This is a genomic window from Marivita sp., assembly GCF_020055675.1.
In the GTDB taxonomy this organism is placed as follows: domain Bacteria; phylum Pseudomonadota; class Alphaproteobacteria; order Rhodobacterales; family Rhodobacteraceae; genus Marivita.
In genome coordinates this window covers 167,375-183,353 of sequence record NZ_JAIPUS010000001.1, presented here as the reverse complement: position 1 = coordinate 183,353, position 15,979 = coordinate 167,375, and the positions used below count along the sequence as shown (strand labels likewise).

Sequence of the window (15,979 nt, the reverse complement as noted above, 5' to 3'; positions counted from 1 at the left end):
TCTGAGGGGTCTGGACCCATTCATGGGGGCAGGCTCGGTCAGGCGAGCCACCAGCGTTCGATCAAGCGCCCGCTGTCCATCCCCGAGACATTGCCGATGGTGCCGGAATTGGCCAGCCTGGTCGACTGCGCATCGACAAAGTTGGCGTAGACCGGGATCACCGACCCGCCCTCCCTGGACAGCAGCCTCTGCATTTCCGTGTACATCTCGCGGCGTTTGTCGCTGTCCAGTTCGGCACGCGCGGTCAAGAGCAAGTGCTGGAAGCGGTCGTTGTCCCAGTTGGTGTCGTTCCACGGCGCCGCCGTCTCGTATGCGGTCGAGAACATCCAGTCCTCGGTCGCGCGGCCCGACCAGCAAGACGCGCGCCATGGCTTTTTCAGCCAGACATTGGACGAGTACCCGTCATCCGGCGCCTGTACCAGGTTGATATCGAGACCAGCCGCCTTGGCCGAAGCCTGATAAAGCCGGGCCGCGTCGATGGCGCCGGTGAAAGCGGCGTCGGCTGCGAAAAGCTCGATCGACATGCCTGCCAAGCCCGCCTCCCTGAGAAGCCGGGCGGCACGGTCCGGGTCATAGACGGTCTGCTCAAGATCAGCGGCGTGATACTGGTTCGCCGGGCCGATCGGGTGGTCATTGGCGACAGCCCCGTGGCCGTGCAGGATCGTGTCGACCATGTCCTGACGGTTGATCGCGTGCTTGAGCGCCTGGCGCAGCTTGAGACTGGTGAACGGATCGGCGTTGATCTGCATCGGGAAGGTGAGGTGCTGGTTGCCCGTGACCTCGAAGATATTGATCATCGGGTTCGCGCGCATGCGCGGTTCGAGCTTGAAATCAACCTGGTTCACCGCATCGACCTGACCGGTCATGAGAGCGTTCATGCGGGCCGAGGCATCGTTCATCGCGATCATCTCTACCTGGTCGAACCAGCCGGCCTTGCCGTCCTTGTAGTGGCTGTCCACGCGGCTAAGCCGGATGCGGACACCCGGATCGAAGCTTTCGACCTTGTAGAGGCCGGTGCCGATGCCCTTGGCCATCGCCTCTTGGGTCTGGCCCGCCGGGAACATGCAAAGGTGATAGTCAGACAGCAAGAAGGGGAAATCCGCATTGGCGGCCTTGAGGGTGAATTCCACCTCGCTGTCGCTGATCTTTCTCATCTCGGCGATGTTTTGAACGATCGGTTTGGCCGCAGATCGCGCGCCTTTGGCAATGTGCATGTCGAGCGATGCCAGCACGTCGTCGGCGCCGAACGGCTTGCCGTTGTGGAAGGTCACGTCCCGGCGCAGTTTGAACATCCAGGTAACGGCATCCGAGGACGCGTCCCAGCTTTCGGCCAGTTCACCCACGAGTTCGCCATTCGCGGCCACTTCGGTCAGGCAGTCGAACACCGCACCATGGCCAGCCATGGCCATGAAGGTGTCGGCATGGGTGCGGCTGTCCCAGTTGTCCGAACTGTTTGCCCCGGACACTCCGACGCGCAAGAGACCGCCCCGCCGGGAAGACGCCTGTAAAGACAATCCGGACGCGGCCAGCACCGACGCGGCAGCGCCCGTCGTCAACAATCGTCTGCGCCTGATGCATGGAGCCTTGGTCATGACATCAACATGGGGTCATACAGGCCGACTGGCAACATGAAGTCACGCAAGGACGACATCGGGACCATCCGGTCCGGGGCGCGCGGTTTGGGTGGGGGCACCTTACGAATGGCTTTCGCTGATCTGGTCCATGATCCGAACCAGCTCGGAACTGATGCCGGGCTCGGACAGGGCGTGGCCGGCATTTCGGACCATCCTCAGATCGCAGTCGGGCCAGGCGCGGGCCAGTTCCCAGGCACGCACGGGCGGGCAGATCATATCGTATCGGCCCTGGACGATCGCGCCGGGAATTCCCGACAGGCGATCCATGTTATTGAGAATCCACCCGTCCTCTTCGAGAAATCCGCTATTGATGAAGTAATGGTTTTCCAGACGCGCAAACGCGCGCGCGTAATCGCCAGGCGCTTCACCGCCCGATCCACTGGAGTAAACCGAGGCAAGCGCGTTTTCCCAGGCCGACCACGCCCGGGCAAAGCGGGTCTCCGTGCGCAGGTCGCCACAAAAAAGGCGACGGTGGTAGGCATTGATCATGTCGTCGCGTTCGTCCTCGGGCACCATGTCGACAAAACGCGCCCAGGTTTCCGGCCAGAATTGTCCGGCCCCGCCGCCATAGAACCAATCCAGTTCTGCCTTTGTCATGGTGAACACGCCGCGCAGAACAAGCTGCCGCACGCGGTCCGGATGCGTGATCGCGTAGATCAGGGCAAGCGTCGCCCCCCAGCTGCCGCCGAAGACGATGAACTTGTCGATGCCAAGCGTTTCGCGGATCGCTTCGATATCGGCGACCAGGTCCCAGGTGGTGTTGTTGACCACGCTTGCATGCGGGCGGGACCGGCCGCAGCCGCGCTGGTCGAACAGGATCACGCGGAACACGCGCGGATCGAAGTACCGCCGCATCGACGGGCTGCACCCGCCTCCGGGGCCGCCATGCAGAACGATCACGGGTATCCCGTTTTCCGCCCCGCATTGTTCGACATAGACGGAATGGCCGTCCCCGACGGCCAGCATGCGCTGATCGAAGGGGTCGATGGGCGGATAAAGATACTGCACTGCGCGCTTTTGGCTCGGGAATTTATCCATACTTCACCTATATTGCCTTCACACACCAAAAGACCATGGGGAATTATCCTGTGACCGAAGCCACAACCGTCGATCCTGCCGAAATTGCCAAGTTCGAAGCAATGTCCGCCGAATGGTGGGATCCGAATGGCACGTTCAAACCGCTGCATATGATGAACCCGGTTCGGCTGGATTACATCACCACGCAGATCGCGGCAGAGTTTGACCGCGACCTCGAAGCTCCGCACCCGTTTGACGGTCTGCGCGTGCTGGATATCGGCTGTGGCGGTGGATTGCTGTGTGAACCGCTTGCACGGTTGGGGGCAGATGTTGTCGGGATAGACGCCGGCGGCGCCGCGATCCCGGTCGCGCGGACTCACGCGGAACAATCGGGACTCCAGATCGACTATCGCCACACCAGTGCCGAAAGCCTTGCGCAGGCGGGCGAGGTTTTCGACGTGGTGCTGACGCTGGAAGTGATCGAACACGTGGGCGATCCGCTTGCCCTTGTGGAGGCGGGTGCACGATGCCTGGCGCCCGGCGGGTTACACCTGTGTTCCACGCTCAACCGCACCACCAAGAGCTTTGCCGCCGCAATTGTCGGGGCAGAGTTTGTCATGCGATGGTTGCCGACAGGCACGCATGACTGGTCCAAGTTCCTCACCCCGGACGAGCTTTATGAGCTGATCGGCAAAGCGGGGCTGACGCCGGTCGATCGCAAGGGGTTCCGGTACAACCCGCTGTCGGGACAATGGCGGCTGTCGGATCGGGACCTGAGCGTGAATTATATCACGGCTGCCGTGAAACCCGGCTGACGCTCTGTCCGGGAAGGACCCCGAGAGCGTGTCTTTTTCATTTGAAGGCACGCGCCACTGGCCCTGGGTCACTGGCTGCGTGTGCCCGGACCTTCCAGCTTGACCCGCAATTCGCGCAGGACCGGGATCGCGGCACGCACCTTGGTGTCGCCCAGCTCCTGGACCATTTCGGTGATCAGCGGTGTGATCGCGGCAAGGGCGGCATCCCGCGCCGCCAGACCGGCAGGGCTGATCGACACCTGTTTGCGGCGGGCATCGTCCCAATCTGGGCGAATATGCACATATCCCGCCGCTTCCAGCTTGCTCAACGTATTGGTCATCGCGCCACGGGTGACGTGGAAGGCCTTGGCCAGTTGGGCCGGGGTTTTTTCGGACCCGCCACGGGCGAGTTGATTGAGTACCGAGAAATGGGAGATTTCCATCCTGTTCGGCAAAACCCGTGTCAGGCGGTTGCGCAGCAATTGGTCGGCCGTCAGCAATTCGCTGAAAAGCGATATGGCAAGCGCGCTGCTGTCGCTCATGCCGGGCCGGTGAACGACATGTCGTGCTGTAGCGACGGAACCTTGTGCCGGGCGGTTGCCACCTTGGTCCTGTCGACATCGACCATATGAATGCCAGACATCTGCCCCGCATCAAGCAGGATTTCGCCCCAGGGCGACACCGCCAGAGAATGCCCGTGGGTGGTGCGGGCGCGGCCACGTGTGGCGCTATGCTGTCCGCCTTGCGCAGCGGCAAGGACATAGGACCCGGTCTCGATGGCGCGGGCGCGCAGCAGAGGGTTCCAATGCATTGGTCCCGTTGCTGGCGAAAAAGCGGCGGGCACGATCATGATCTCGGCCCCGGCCTGTGCCAGAGCACGGTAGAGATAGGGGAAGCGAACGTCGTAGCAGATGCTCATGCCGATCACGCCGAAGGGCGTTTCGCAGGTCACGGCGGTTTGGCCGGGTTTGAACCCGTCCGATTCGCGGTAGGTTTCGGTCTCGGTGACCTGCACGTCGAACATGTGCAGCTTGTCATACCGCGCAGCGATCATGCCGTCAGGACCGATCAGGAAGCCGCGATTCAGGAACCGGGCCTCGGGCGGCTCGGCCTTGAGCGCGAGTGAGCCGATCGACAGCCAGACACCGAGCCGGGCCGCGTCATTGCGCAGCGCATCAAGGGTCGGATCATCTGCTTCCTGGCAAAGAACGTGGCGCTGATGGGTGCGGCTGTTGCTGACGCAATTCGTCACCTCGGGTGTGAGGACAAGCTCGGCCCCGTCGGCGGCGGCCATGCGCAGGAGGTCCGAGATGATCCGCAGGTTGCTGTGCGGATCATCGGACGAAGTGAGCTGAAGCAGCGCCGCCCGCATTTTGGTCAGGCCGCGAGCATCGGATCGAGCTTGCCGGCGCGGTCGAGCGCGAAGAGTTCGTCGCATCCTCCCACATGGGTCTCTCCGATGAAAATCTGCGGCACGGTGCGGCCCCCATTGGCGCGCTTGATCATCTCGGGCTTGCGGTTGGGGTCGGACAGAACGTCGATCTCGTTGAAAGACGCGCCTTTCTGGCTGAGCAGGCGTTTGGCAGAGTGGCAGAATCCGCAGAGCGGCGATGTATAAATTTCGATATTCGGCATTTTGGTTCCCCTTTTTGCTGTTGTCAGGGATTTAAGCACCCTTTGCAACGCGTGCCAGAGGGCCATGGGCAGAAAGCCTGTGGCGTTCTAAACGCGGGCCAGGACCAGAACGGTGACCTCCCCGCTCTGTGCCGCGTGGCACGCGGTGGCGCAGGCCGAAACCGTGGCCCCGGAGGTCATCACGTCATCGACCAGCAGAACCGGCCTGCCGCACAGTTTCTGCACTCGGCGCGGATTGGCCGTGATCGAGTCCGACAGCTCGCAATACCGCGCATCGCGGGATTTACCGTTCAGCGATTCGGTGCGCCGGGTGCGGTTCAGGGCGTCGGGCATGTAATCGAGGCCGAGCCGTCGCGCGACCGCCTGCGCCAGAAGCGCGGATTGGTTGAACCGCCTGCGCAGCAGACGGGTAAGGTGCAAAGGCACGGGAATCACAACGGTGTCATCGGGCAAGGATTGCGGCACCGCCTGCGCCATCCAGTCCGCGGCCGTACCGACGATATCATGCCGGTCCCCATGCTTGAGGGCGAGAACAAGGCGGCGGCCAACGCTTTCATACCTCAGCGCGGCGCGACCCCGGGTCCAGGGACGGGCCATCGACAGACAGGAATCGCAGTGAACCGCCTCGTCCGATTGGCCGGGCAGGGGAATACCGCATAAATCGCAGACCAGCCCCGTGATGAACGGTGTCTGTGTGAAACAGGATGCGCACAGGCCGTTGTCCTGTTCGACCAACCCGCCACAGGCAAGGCAGCGCGGCGGGTAGACCATGCGCAGCGCGGTTTGCAATCCGGTCCGCAGCATCCTATCTGGCACCCATGTCCGAAACTCCTATCCTGACAGACTGCGATGCGCTGGCCCGATACCGGGCGCGGGCGCGCGCCGACGCTGCGCTGTTCCTGCACGAAGAGGCGCGGGCCGACGTGCAGGATCGCCTGTCGTTCGTTAACAAATCCTTTCAATCGCCTGCGATCGTCACACCATTTGCCCATATCTGGCAGGACAGCTTTCCCGGGGCGCGGCTGGTGGCAGATACCGAGGTTCTCGACCTCGAACAGGCTGCGCATGACCTTGTGATCCATGCCATGGCGCTGCACTGGGCAAATGATCCCGTCGGGCAGTTGATCCAGTGTCGGCGGGCGCTTCAACCCGATGGTCTGATGCTGGTTCTGACGCTGGGCGGGCAGACGCTTTGGGAATTGCGCGCGGCAATGGGGCAGGCGGAAATCGCGGTGACGGGCGGGTTGTCGCCCCGCGTCGCGCCGATGGCGGATATCCGCGATCTGGGCGCCTTGTTGCAGCGCGCCGGGTTTGCCCTGCCGGTCGCGGACAGCGCGGTTCTGACCACGAGCTACGAGACGCCGATGCACCTGATGCGCGATCTGCGCGCGATGGGGGAAAGCAACGCGCTGGCCGCGCGCGTCCGAAATTTCACACGGCGGGACGTGCTGGCCAAGGCGATGGCGCTTTATGCCGATACATATTCGGATCAGGCCGGGCGGGTGACTGCCACCTTCGAGATCATGACCCTGACGGGCTGGGCCCCGGATGCGTCGCAACCACAGCCATTGCGCCCCGGATCCGCGTCGCAGCGGCTTGCTGATGCGCTCAACGCGGTGGAAACGCCGGTGAAAGATTGACCTGACCTCTGGAGAGGTTAGTTAGCCCGCTAAACTGTTCAAGGATTCAGGCCCGATGTTGGATGCAACGAAAACAGCACAACGCCCCACCCACGCCCCGGCGGACCACCCCAAGATCCCGGCCGAGAAAGTGGGTGTTCTCCTGGCCAATCTTGGCACGCCGGACAACTATGACTACTGGTCGATGCGGCGGTATCTGAATGAATTCCTGTCGGATCGTCGTGTGATCGACTACAGTCCATGGCTCTGGCAACCGCTCTTGCAGTTGATCATTCTGACCAAGCGGCCGTTCAGCTCGGGTGAGGCCTACAAGTCGATCTGGAACGAAGAGCAGGGCGAAAGCCCCCTCATGACGATCACCAAGGACCAGACCGCCAAGATGAGCAAGGCGATGCAGGACCGCTACGGCGATCAGGTCATGGTGGATTTCTGCATGCGCTACGGAAATCCATCGACGAAATCAAAGGTCCGCAACATGATCGAGGCGGGGTGCCGGAAAATCCTGTTTTTCCCGCTCTATCCGCATTATGCGGGGGCGACATCCGCAACCGCGAATGACCAGTTTTTCCGCGCCTTGATGGACGAAAAGTGGCAACCCACGGTGCGCACCGTCGAGCCCTATTTCCAGCACCCCAAGTATATCGAAGCACTCGCGCAATCCATCGAACGGGCCTATGACAAGCTCGACACGCGGCCCGATATCCTTGTGTGTTCCTACCATGGGGTTCCCAAGCGATACCTCCTGGAAGGCGACCCGTACCACTGCCAGTGCCAGAAAACCACGCGCTTGCTGAAGGAGCGACTGGGGTGGGAGGACACGGAAATCACCACCACGTTCCAGTCGAAATTCGGTCCGGAAGAGTGGCTCAAGCCCTATACGGTGGAAGAGGTGGCACGGCTGGCCGAAGAGGACGGGAAAAAGAACATCGCCGTATGTGCCCCCGCGTTTTCAGCGGATTGCATCGAAACGCTCGAAGAGATCAACGAAGAGATCAAGGAGAGTTTCGAAGAGGCGGGCGGCGAGCATTTCACCTATATCCCGTGTCTCAATGATGACGAGGCCCATATCAAGGCTCTCGCGGCGGTCGTCGAAGAGAACATGACCGGATGGCTTGATTGACGTCTGACCGGATACCCCGGTCCCGGAACAAAAAAAGGCGGTGTTTGCACACCGCCTTTTTCTATTCTGTTCATCCGATGTGGATCAGTCGGAAGCTGCTGCAGCCAGCAGGGCGATCACGACCAGCGGGATGATAAGACCTGCGGACGAGGAGCTTTGCTGTGCTTCTTCAACAACAACAACCGGCTCCATGACCACGTCGTCTTTTGCGTAAGAACCGGCCATTGCTGTCGAAGCAGCACCGGCGAACGCAGCGGCGAGAACGAGTTTCTTCATATTAACCTCCAGATATTCGCAAGTCGGTGCACATAGAAGTGACACGCGACAAGCACCCAAGACTTACCTCGTAAAACTGTCTAACCAGCTTATCATGGCAAATGCAAATCTATCTTCTTGCACAACTTTCCAACCTCGACGTGATGTCGTCAAATTAGCAACACCTGAGTGCCCACTTCTGCCAGCCCGTAAAGTTCCTCGATATGTTCGTTGTACAAACCGATGCAGCCATTGGACGATCGCCGTCCGATCTTGCGCGTGTCATGCGTGCCGTGGATGCGATAATAGGTCCAGCTGAGATGTAGCGCGCGGGTGCCCAAGGGGTTGTCCGGACCGGGAGGCACGTAATCCGGCCACTCGGGGTTCCGTTCTTTCATCGAGGGCGTCGGGCGCCAGTCGGGTTCGGGATCCTTGAACGTCACCTTGGTGCGGCCGCGGCGCGTCAGATCGTCTGTCAACGGGACAGAGGATGGGTACAGCCGGTAATTCCCATTTTCCTGCCAATAGTGCAGGGCGCGCGAATCGATATCGACCAGGATCGCGCCATTGTTTAGGTCGCTGAAATACGGGCGCCAATCCAATGTGCGGAAGCTCGAAATATTGCGGCGCACGTTCGAGGTGATATCGCTCTCGATCTCGACCGTGGACCCGTCATTAACATCCTGCGCAATCGCGGGCGTTGCGATCATCGCAGCCGATCCAGCCAGAAAGCTGCGACGGTTCACGGGAAAGCGCGGTGAATTTGCCATCTCTGTGGCCCCTCGTATTGGAAATATCGTGATTCAACGTGATTAGCATATGGCGTGAATGCCTCAGTCGCAATTCAAAGGAATGTCATTTCGGCAAATCGCGGTTTTGTGTGTTTGATCCCACCCATGTCTGCGGATAAGCCCGTGCAGGATCAGGAGTGGGTGGCTGGAAATGAAGTGTTCGACGTTCTTGTTGGGGATTGCGGGATTTGCCTTGACCGCGTGCGCAACCGCGCCCGCGCCCCCACAGCTTGGCCCCGACGGAAAGCCGCTGCCCAAGGTCTATCGCATCCGCTCGGGTGATACCGCGCGCGTCCAGTTCCGTATGCTCGACGCGATCAACGCGCTGCGGCAAGCGTCCGGCGCACCGGCGCTCGAACTCAATGCCCGGTTGACTGCCGCCGCGGCGACCCATTCCCGTGACATGAGCGTGCAGAACCGCCCTTGGCATTTCGGGTCGGACGGGTCGTCACCGATCGACCGGGTTCAACGCGCCGGCTACACCGGCCGGCTTGTCGGTGAAGCGATCTCGGAAACCTATGAGACCGAGCTTGAGACACTGGGCGCCTGGATGGAAGCCAACAACACGCGCACCGTGATACTCGATCCATCGGCGCGGGACATGGGCTTTGCCTGGTTCCAGGAATCCAATGGCAAGATTTGGTGGAACCTTGTGCTTGGCTCGCCGGACGAAAGCGGGTTCACCCCGATGAACGCGCCATCCTGATCTGCGGTCTGGACCCTACGGGTTGATCGTGATCGGCGTGCCGTTTTTCACCATCGCGTAAATCTCGCGCATCTCCCGGTTGGTCACGGCAATGCACCCCCATGTCCAATCCCGCCCACCCTTGCGGTATTTCCAGGGCCGGCCATGAATGAAAATATCGCCGCCCGGCGATTTGCCCATGGACCGGGCATATTCGATGTCGCGGGGGCGCGGATAGTCGATCCCGATCGACAGGTAGAAGCTGCTGTTCGGGTTGCGACGGTCGATCAGGTAATCCCCTTCGGGGGTTTTGCCGTCCCCTTCGACTTGCTTGTGGCCATTGGGGGCAAAGCCGAGACCGACGTCATAGGTCTTCAGGATCGCGTTATGATGCAGCAGGTGCATCTTGCGATCCGCCTTTTGCACGATCACGCGGGTCACTTCGGGACCATCATAGGTCGGAAACTTGCCACAGGCGGTGAGCCCAAGCGCCAAGGCCAGAAGGCACAGAATTCGTAACATGAAAAAGCTGCTCGTTTGTTTTGCCCCACGCTACACGAATTGTTGCGGAGGCGACAAACAAAAGCGTGATGTCATCGCTCGTTCAGGCGTTTTTCAATCGCCTCGAGCCGGGCCAGCACCTCGTCGCGGTAGGCATCCGTGCGCTCGTTCGATTCCTCGGCATGCGCGTCCTGCATCGAATTCACGATCAGGCCGACCAGAAGGTTCACGACAGCAAAGGTCGTGACCATGATGAACGGCACAAAGAACGCCCACGCCCAGGGGAATACCTCCATCACCGGGCGCACGATGCCCATGGACCAGGATTCCAGCGTCATGATCTGGAACAGGGAATAGCCGGACTTTCCAAGGTCGCCGAACCAAGCGGGAAAGGCATCACCGAACAGCTTGGTCGCCATCACCGACGCGATATAGAAGATCAGCGCCATCAGGAGAAATACGCTGCCCATGCCCGGAAGCGCGGTGACGAATCCTTCCACCACCCGTCTCAGCCGCGGGGCCGTCGAGATCACGCGCAGCACACGCAGGATTCGCAGGGCCCGCAACACCGAGAACCCCTGGCTTGCAGGCACAAGGGCAATGCCGACGATGAAGAAATCGAAAAGGTTCCAGCCGCTGCGGAAAAAGCGCCAGCCATGCGCAAATATCTTGAGCGCGATTTCCACGACGAAGATGAACAGGCACAGGGTATCGAGGGCGAGGATCAGCGGTCCCGCCACCGCCATCGCCTGATCCGATGTTTCAAGGCCCAGAAGAATGGCGTTGAACAGGATCACACCGATGATGAAATTCGTGACCCAGCCTTGTTCAATGAAGTCCGCGACCGTGCTGCGCATTGCGTTGCCTCTTATCCGTCGAGACGCAACAGCGCCACGAGTTCCACATGGGTGGACCATCGAAACTGGTCAACCACTCTTACCCAATCAAGGCTGTATCCCGCGCGGATCAGGGTCGCACAATCCCGCGCAAAGGTCGCCGGGTTGCAGGACACATGGGCAATCCGCGGAATCCGCGCCTGTGCCAACTCTGCCACTTGGGCCCCGGCCCCGGCCCGTGGCGGATCGATCACGGCCGCGTCGAACCGCACCAGGTCCTCGGCCAGGACAGGGTTGCGAAACAGGTCGCGCGGCTCGTGGGTGATACGCTTGAGACCGGCTGTGTTGCGCCAGGCCTGGTCCAGCGCATTGGTCATGTCGCGGTCGCCTTCGACGGCATGCACCATGGCATTTTGCGCCAGTGGCAGCGCAAAGGTGCCGCAGCCCGAAAACAGGTCCACGATGCGTTTTGCCCCTGTCAGAGCCTGAACAACCGCGGTGATCAGCGCGGTTTCGCCGTGTTGGGTGGCTTGCAGGAACGCACCGGGCGGCACTGTGACATCCGCCGGGCCAATCCGCAGTACCGGCGCGCGGCGTTGCAGGGCAATCTCGCCCTCCCACGAGATGCGGGCCAGATCGTATTCCCGCGCCAGACCGGCGAGCGCCTGGTGCAGATCTATATCCATCGGTTTGCCACCGGAGACCGCGACGTCCAGCCCGGTATCGGTCCGCGTGAGACGCACCGACATTTCGCCTTTGCGCGACGCGCCCAACATGCCCAGCGCCTCGACCATCGGGAGGGCGGCTGTCAAATCGGGATGCACCAATTGGCAATTCGTCACCGCGATGATCGTATCCGACGCTTTCATGTGAAACCCGGCCAGCGCGCCTTTCTTGGTGCGGCGCACCGAAAAGGTGGCGCGGCGGCGCGACTGCGGCGGCGAGGTGATCGGGGCCGGCAGATCAATCGCGATGCCATGCGCGGCGAGCGCCTGTCGCACCACGTCTCGCTTCCAGTCGGACACGAACGCATCCGCCGCGTGCTGCAATTGGCACCCGCCACAGGATTTGGCATGTTGGCAGGGCGGTTTGACCCGGTGCCCGGACGGCGTATCGATCTTGGGGTCGCGCAGGTGATCGCCAACTAGGGTTCCGCTCACCACTTCACCGGGAAGCGCGGCAGGCACATAGACCGGGCCGTCGGCGATGCCGTCACCAAGATGGCCCAGGCGCTTGATCGTTACTGTTGTCATGATGCGGCTTGTGCCTCAGCGCGGGGCGGGGGTCGAGATCTATTCTGCCGCCTTCGCGCCGATGAAGCCACCCGATTGCCTGTCCCAATAGCGCGCATAAAGACCGTTCCTGGACAACAGGTCGTCATGTGTCCCCATCTCGGCGATATGGCCGTGATCCATGACAATGATCCGGTCCATGCTGGCGATGGTCGACAGGCGGTGCGCGATGGCAAGAACCGTCTTGCCCTGCATCACCCGCTCCAGTGCCGACTGGATCTGGGCTTCGACCTCGGAATCAAGCGCGCTTGTCGCTTCGTCCAGAACGAGGATCGGCGCATCCTTGAGAATGGCACGGGCGAGCGCGATGCGCTGCCGCTGACCGCCGGACAGCTTGACACCACGTTCACCCAGATGCGCCTCGTATCCCTTGCGCCCGCGATGGTCGGACAAGTCCTGGATGAACTCATGCGCCTCGGCTTTGCGGGCAGCGGCATAGACCTCTTCGGCAGAGGCGTCGGGCCGTCCATAACGGATATTGTCAAGAGCGGAGCGATTGAACATCGCGGTTTCCTGCGTGACCATGCCGATCTGGCGCCGCAGGCTTTCCTGTGTGACGTGCATCACGTTCCGCCCGTCGATGCTGATCGCGCCTTTTTCCGTATCATAGAGCCGCAACAGCAAAGACACGAGGGTCGATTTGCCGGCACCTGACGCGCCGACAATGGCGAGCTTTTCGCCTGGATGAATGTCGAGCGTGACATTCTCGATCCCGCCATCGCGCTGGCCATAGGCAAATGATACGGTTTCGAAACGGATTGCCCCATCGGTCACATCCAGATCGCGCGCCTCTGCCGCATCTTCGATCCGGTCGGGCGGGGCGAGGGTGTTCATGCCGTCCTCGACCTCTCCCAGATGGCTATAGATCACCATCATCGTATAGCTGATCCAGCCGGTCATCTGTGACAGGCGAATCCCCACCGCTCCGACAGCGGCCACGTCACCCGGTGTCACGCCGGTGCCACGCAGGGCGATGGCCATGGCCACCAAGACGACGGGCAGGATACCGGCGATGAACATCAGGCCAAGCCGGAACAGGGTCTGCGCTTCGCCAAAGCGCAGGGCAGTGTGGCGCAGATCTTCCATTGCGCCCAGCGCCTTGCTGTCTTCGTGACGGTCTCCGGCGAACAGCTTGACCGTCTTGATGTTGCTGATCGTGTCCACGACCTGCCCGGTGACCTGCGCCTTCGCCTCGGCCCGCGCGGCAGAACGCGTGCGGATGATCGGCAGCATGACGCGCAGGAACAGGACATAGACCGCGAACCAGAGCGCCAGGGCCAGCACCATCCACAGATTGACCGCCCCCACCAGGACCGCCGTGCCCAGAACCGTGGCCAGTCCAAAGGTCACGGCGTTCACCGTTTCGATCACGATTTCCGTCAGGGATGTCGAGGCCTGCATCTTCTTCTGCGCCAGGCGGCCGGCAAAGTCATTGTCGAAGAATGTCACCGACTGGCCCAGCGTCCAGCGGAACATGCGGGCCATCGTCTGCATGCCGATGTTCGGACCGATCATCACCGATTGCGTCAGCGCCAGACCGCCAAACAAAAGCGGGCGCGCCACCAGCAGAACAAGGACGCAGGCCAAGACCAGCCAGCCATGTTCACCGAGAAAATCGTTCGAAGGTGTGGCGGCAACGGCATCGACAACCGACCCCAGGAGCCGCATCGAGACGACTTCCGTGATGCCCGCCAGAACCGAGATCAGGACACCGAACCAGACGATACGCCACCCGCCGCGCAGGCACCAAGCCATGAACGCCCGAAGCTGGCGTGGCGGCACACCCAGCGCCGGTGATTTCGGATTGATCAGGTTGCCCGCTCGCAGGATCAGGCCATGGTAGAAATTTCGCATCATTCTGCCGCTTTCGTGTCCGGGTCGATGAATCCGCCCGATTGCCGCGCCCAGAACGCCGCATAGAGCCCGCCTTGCGCCAAGAGCGCGTCATGTGCACCTTCTTCGACGATCCGACCCTGGTCCATAACCAGGATACGGTCCATATGGGCAATGGTCGACAGGCGGTGCGCGATGGCGATCACCGTCTTGCCTTCCATCATGCCATAAAGCGTGTCCTGTATCGCCGCCTCGACCTCGGAATCGAGCGCGCTTGTCGCTTCGTCCAGAAGCAGGATCGGCGCATCCTTCAGGATCACGCGGGCAAGGCTCACGCGTTGGCGCTGTCCGCCGGACAGTTTCACACCGCGCTCGCCCACTTGGGCGTCCAATCCCGTGCGACCCCGAGGGTCCTGGAGCGTGTGAACGAATTCATCTGCCTGCGCTTGCCGGATGGCGGCGATCAGTTCGGCTTCGGTGGCATCGGGACGGCCGTACAGGATGTTGTCTCGCACGGAGCGGTGCAAGAGGGAGCTGTCCTGCTGTACCATGCCGATGGCCAGCCGCAGACTATCCTGGGTGACGGTGGTGATATCCTGACCGTCGATCAGGATGCGCCCGCCCTCGGGGTCGTAAAACCGCAGGAGGAGTTTGACCAAGGTGGATTTCCCGGCGCCGGACCGCCCGATCAGACCCACCTTTTCCCCCGGTTCGATAATCAGGCTGATATTATCCAGACCGCCGGTTTCACGCCCGTAATGGTGTGTCAGGGACTGGATTTCGATCCGCCCCCGATCAAGCGTGAGCGGTTGCGCATCCGCATCGTCGACCAGCGTGATCGGTTGCGCGATGGTCTGCATGCCTTCGCGAACGATGCCAAGCTGGCGAAAGAAGGATGTCAGCGCCCACATGATCCACCCGGTCATGGAGTTGAGCCGCAGCGTCAGCGTGGTGGCGGCCGCAACCACCCCGACGCTCGCCTGGCCCTGCATCCAGAGCCAGAACGCCCAGCCGACAACGGCCACGATCAAAAGACCATTCAGCGTGACAAGCACGATGTCCATGATTGTGAAAAGCCGCATTTCCGTCTGGAAGGTGCGGCGCGTGTTTTCGATCGCATCCTTGGCATAGGTCAATTCGCTGGCGCCATGGGCGAACATCTTGACCGAATGGATGTTGGTGTAGCTGTCCACCACGCGGCCCGTCACTTCGGACCGGGCGTCGGACGCGGCCTGGCTTGCCGGACCGATACGTTTGACGGTCCAGCGGACAAGCGCGCCGTAAAGCAGCAGCCAGCCGACCAGCGGGATGGCAAGCCGGGGATCGGCTTGCCCGAGCAGCACCAGCGCACCGACAACATAGGCCAGCGCGTATGTGATCGCATCGAAAACCTGGAACACCGCTTCGCCGGCGGCGGGGGGTGTTTGCATGATCCGGTTTGCAATGCGCCCGGCGAAATCGTTTTCGAACCAGCCAATGGATTGGCGCAACACGTGTTTATGCGCGCGCCACCGGATCAGGGTGCCGAAATTCGGCAGGATCGTATTGTTCAAAAGCAGCACGTCCAACGCCTGCAACAAAGGGCGGATCAACAGGATGAACACCGCCAGGGCGATCAAAGTGCCTCCATGCGCCTGCCATACCTCGGCAGGATCACCCGCGAGAATGTCGACGACCCAGCCCATTGCCCAGATCAGTCCGATCTCGATCGCGGCGATCACCACCGACATCATGGCGGTATAGGCAAAGATGCGACGGAACGGACGGGCATAATCCAGCATGAAGGGCAAAAGCCGCTGCGGCGGCGTGTCCTTTTCCTCGTAGGAAACGTAGGGGTCCACCAGATTTTCGAAGAAACGGAACACCCGACGGACTCCTGAAGCTTGGATTGAGGCCATTGCCGCCGCCATCCGCGGCCGCGCCGTGACAAGAGATAATGCAATCCC

Annotated in this window: 17 protein-coding genes; 4 read left to right on the top strand and 13 right to left on the bottom strand. The window is 61.4% G+C overall.

Annotated features, from left to right (window positions below; translation table 11 throughout):
- Window positions 1-38: 38 nt before the first annotated feature.
- Window positions 39-1,592 carry an ABC transporter substrate-binding protein gene (locus LCF59_RS00865; RefSeq protein WP_292284683.1) on the bottom strand — a complete coding sequence of 518 codons (1,554 nt, stop codon included), beginning with the start codon at window positions 1,590-1,592 and terminating at the stop codon, window positions 39-41.
- A 102-nt stretch (window positions 1,593-1,694) separates the two neighbouring features.
- Window positions 1,695-2,672, bottom strand: a complete 978-nt coding sequence (pip, locus tag LCF59_RS00860) for a prolyl aminopeptidase (RefSeq protein ID WP_292284681.1) — start codon at window positions 2,670-2,672, stop codon at window positions 1,695-1,697.
- A gap of 50 nt (window positions 2,673-2,722) precedes the next feature.
- Between pip and ubiG the strand changes: the two genes are divergently transcribed.
- Entirely contained in the window at window positions 2,723-3,466 is a 744-nt protein-coding gene (ubiG, locus tag LCF59_RS00855) for a bifunctional 2-polyprenyl-6-hydroxyphenol methylase/3-demethylubiquinol 3-O-methyltransferase UbiG (protein WP_292284679.1), read from the top strand.
- Window positions 3,467-3,534: 68 nt separating this feature from the next.
- Here the strand turns inward: ubiG and LCF59_RS00850 are convergent, their stop codons facing one another.
- The 4 genes from LCF59_RS00850 to LCF59_RS00835 form a co-directional block, all read right to left on the bottom strand.
- Complete coding sequence (locus LCF59_RS00850) at window positions 3,535-3,987, bottom strand: MarR family transcriptional regulator (RefSeq protein WP_292284677.1); 453 nt, start codon at window positions 3,985-3,987, stop codon at window positions 3,535-3,537.
- Entirely contained in the window at window positions 3,984-4,817 is an 834-nt protein-coding gene (locus LCF59_RS00845) for a carbon-nitrogen hydrolase family protein (protein WP_292284675.1), read from the bottom strand. The genes LCF59_RS00850 and LCF59_RS00845 overlap by 4 nt, the downstream gene beginning before the upstream one ends.
- A gap of 5 nt (window positions 4,818-4,822) precedes the next feature.
- Window positions 4,823-5,080 (bottom strand): glutaredoxin 3, encoded by a 258-nt coding sequence (grxC, locus tag LCF59_RS00840; protein WP_292284673.1) that lies wholly within the window; start codon window positions 5,078-5,080, stop codon window positions 4,823-4,825.
- 87 nt (window positions 5,081-5,167) lie between these two features.
- Window positions 5,168-5,884, bottom strand: a complete 717-nt coding sequence (locus LCF59_RS00835; RefSeq protein ID WP_292285010.1) for a double zinc ribbon domain-containing protein — start codon at window positions 5,882-5,884, stop codon at window positions 5,168-5,170.
- Between the two features lie 14 nt (window positions 5,885-5,898).
- Between LCF59_RS00835 and LCF59_RS00830 the strand changes: the two genes are divergently transcribed.
- Together LCF59_RS00830 and hemH are read left to right on the top strand one after the other, a co-directional pair.
- Window positions 5,899-6,720 (top strand): methyltransferase domain-containing protein, encoded by an 822-nt coding sequence (locus LCF59_RS00830; protein ID WP_292284671.1) that lies wholly within the window; start codon window positions 5,899-5,901, stop codon window positions 6,718-6,720.
- A gap of 55 nt (window positions 6,721-6,775) precedes the next feature.
- Complete coding sequence (gene hemH, locus LCF59_RS00825) at window positions 6,776-7,840, top strand: ferrochelatase (protein WP_292284670.1); 1,065 nt, start codon at window positions 6,776-6,778, stop codon at window positions 7,838-7,840.
- Window positions 7,841-7,924: 84 nt separating this feature from the next.
- Here hemH and LCF59_RS00820 read toward each other — a convergent pair whose 3' ends face one another.
- The gene (locus LCF59_RS00820) at window positions 7,925-8,116 is read right to left on the bottom strand and encodes a ferrochelatase (protein ID WP_292284668.1); all 192 of its coding nucleotides are present in this window, start codon (window positions 8,114-8,116) and stop codon (window positions 7,925-7,927) included.
- Window positions 8,117-8,265: 149 nt separating this feature from the next.
- Window positions 8,266-8,865, bottom strand: a complete 600-nt coding sequence (locus LCF59_RS00815; protein ID WP_292284666.1) for a L,D-transpeptidase — start codon at window positions 8,863-8,865, stop codon at window positions 8,266-8,268.
- Between the two features lie 172 nt (window positions 8,866-9,037).
- Between LCF59_RS00815 and LCF59_RS00810 the strand changes: the two genes are divergently transcribed.
- Window positions 9,038-9,592 carry a CAP domain-containing protein gene (locus tag LCF59_RS00810; RefSeq protein WP_292284664.1) on the top strand — a complete coding sequence of 185 codons (555 nt, stop codon included), beginning with the start codon at window positions 9,038-9,040 and terminating at the stop codon, window positions 9,590-9,592.
- Window positions 9,593-9,607: 15 nt separating this feature from the next.
- Here the strand turns inward: LCF59_RS00810 and LCF59_RS00805 are convergent, their stop codons facing one another.
- The 5 genes from LCF59_RS00805 to LCF59_RS00785 all read right to left on the bottom strand — a co-directional run bounded on the left by LCF59_RS00805 (window position 9,608) and on the right by LCF59_RS00785 (window position 15,898).
- A complete protein-coding gene (locus LCF59_RS00805) occupies window positions 9,608-10,093 on the bottom strand; it encodes a L,D-transpeptidase family protein (RefSeq protein WP_292284662.1) in 486 nt (161 codons plus the stop codon).
- Window positions 10,094-10,164: 71 nt separating this feature from the next.
- A complete protein-coding gene (locus tag LCF59_RS00800) occupies window positions 10,165-10,929 on the bottom strand; it encodes an ion transporter (RefSeq protein ID WP_292284660.1) in 765 nt (254 codons plus the stop codon).
- 11 nt (window positions 10,930-10,940) lie between these two features.
- Window positions 10,941-12,161, bottom strand: a complete 1,221-nt coding sequence (locus tag LCF59_RS00795) for a class I SAM-dependent RNA methyltransferase (protein WP_292284659.1) — start codon at window positions 12,159-12,161, stop codon at window positions 10,941-10,943.
- Between the two features lie 39 nt (window positions 12,162-12,200).
- Complete coding sequence (locus tag LCF59_RS00790; RefSeq protein WP_292285008.1) at window positions 12,201-14,054, bottom strand: ABC transporter ATP-binding protein; 1,854 nt, start codon at window positions 14,052-14,054, stop codon at window positions 12,201-12,203.
- Entirely contained in the window at window positions 14,054-15,898 is a 1,845-nt protein-coding gene (locus tag LCF59_RS00785) for an ABC transporter ATP-binding protein (protein ID WP_292284658.1), read from the bottom strand. Before LCF59_RS00785 ends, LCF59_RS00790 begins: the two co-directional genes overlap by 1 nt.
- Window positions 15,899-15,979: the final 81 nt, after the last annotated feature.

Excerpts from the sequence above, each read along its gene's own strand:
- LCF59_RS00810 (WP_292284664.1), top strand. The coding sequence starts at position 9,038 with ATGAAGTGTTCGACGTTCTTGTTGGGGATTGCGGGATTTGCCTTGACC.
- LCF59_RS00830 (WP_292284671.1), top strand. The coding sequence starts at position 5,899 with ATGTCCGAAACTCCTATCCTGACAGACTGCGATGCGCTGGCCCGATAC.
- LCF59_RS00795 (WP_292284659.1), bottom strand. The coding sequence starts at position 12,161 with ATGACAACAGTAACGATCAAGCGCCTGGGCCATCTTGGTGACGGCATC.
- LCF59_RS00845 (WP_292284675.1), bottom strand. The coding sequence starts at position 4,817 with ATGCGGGCGGCGCTGCTTCAGCTCACTTCGTCCGATGATCCGCACAGC.
- LCF59_RS00835 (WP_292285010.1), bottom strand. The coding sequence starts at position 5,884 with ATGCTGCGGACCGGATTGCAAACCGCGCTGCGCATGGTCTACCCGCCG.
- LCF59_RS00820 (WP_292284668.1), bottom strand. The coding sequence starts at position 8,116 with ATGAAGAAACTCGTTCTCGCCGCTGCGTTCGCCGGTGCTGCTTCGACA.
- LCF59_RS00805 (WP_292284662.1), bottom strand. The coding sequence starts at position 10,093 with ATGTTACGAATTCTGTGCCTTCTGGCCTTGGCGCTTGGGCTCACCGCC.
- pip (WP_292284681.1), bottom strand. The coding sequence starts at position 2,672 with ATGGATAAATTCCCGAGCCAAAAGCGCGCAGTGCAGTATCTTTATCCG.
- LCF59_RS00790 (WP_292285008.1), bottom strand. The coding sequence starts at position 14,054 with ATGCGAAATTTCTACCATGGCCTGATCCTGCGAGCGGGCAACCTGATC.
- LCF59_RS00850 (WP_292284677.1), bottom strand. The coding sequence starts at position 3,987 with ATGAGCGACAGCAGCGCGCTTGCCATATCGCTTTTCAGCGAATTGCTG.
- LCF59_RS00815 (WP_292284666.1), bottom strand. The coding sequence starts at position 8,865 with ATGGCAAATTCACCGCGCTTTCCCGTGAACCGTCGCAGCTTTCTGGCT.
- hemH (WP_292284670.1), top strand. The coding sequence starts at position 6,776 with ATGTTGGATGCAACGAAAACAGCACAACGCCCCACCCACGCCCCGGCG.
- grxC (WP_292284673.1), bottom strand. The coding sequence starts at position 5,080 with ATGCCGAATATCGAAATTTATACATCGCCGCTCTGCGGATTCTGCCAC.
- LCF59_RS00800 (WP_292284660.1), bottom strand. The coding sequence starts at position 10,929 with ATGCGCAGCACGGTCGCGGACTTCATTGAACAAGGCTGGGTCACGAAT.
- LCF59_RS00865 (WP_292284683.1), bottom strand. The coding sequence starts at position 1,592 with ATGACCAAGGCTCCATGCATCAGGCGCAGACGATTGTTGACGACGGGC.